The following is a 447-nucleotide window of genomic DNA, read 5'->3' on the forward strand; positions in this document are numbered from 1 at the left end:
CTCAAGGTGATGTCCAAGATGGGCATCTCAACCTACCAGTCCTATTGCGGTGCGCAGATCTTCGACGCGATCGGGCTGAAGTCGGATTTCGTGCAGAAGTATTTCACCGGCACCGCAACGCTGATCGAAGGCGTCGGGCTGGACGAGATCGCGGCCGAGACGGTCAGCCGCCACACCGACGGCTTCGGCGACGACCCAGTGCTGCGCAACAGCCTTGAGGTCGGCGGCGAGTATATGTTCCGCATGCGCGGCGAGGCGCATATGTGGTCGCCCGATGCGGTCGCCACCCTGCAGCACGCCGTGCGCCAGGGCTCATGGGACACCTTCAAGGACTATTCCGCCCAGATTGACAGCGAGACGGCCCGCGCCCAGACCATTCGCGGTCTGTTCAAGATCAGGCTAGCGGAAGAAACCGGGCGCAAGAAGGTCGCGCTCGACGAGGTCATG

Annotated in this window: 1 protein-coding gene; it reads left to right on the plus strand. The window is 62.9% G+C overall.

What is annotated here, in order from left to right:
* A partial coding sequence (locus E5X88_RS33540; protein ID WP_292168570.1) for a glutamate synthase central domain-containing protein occupies window positions 1-447 on the plus strand: 447 nt, incomplete at both ends.

Origin of the sequence: Mesorhizobium sp. (genome assembly GCF_004962245.1) — a bacterium.
Taxonomy (GTDB): domain Bacteria; phylum Pseudomonadota; class Alphaproteobacteria; order Rhizobiales; family Rhizobiaceae; genus Mesorhizobium.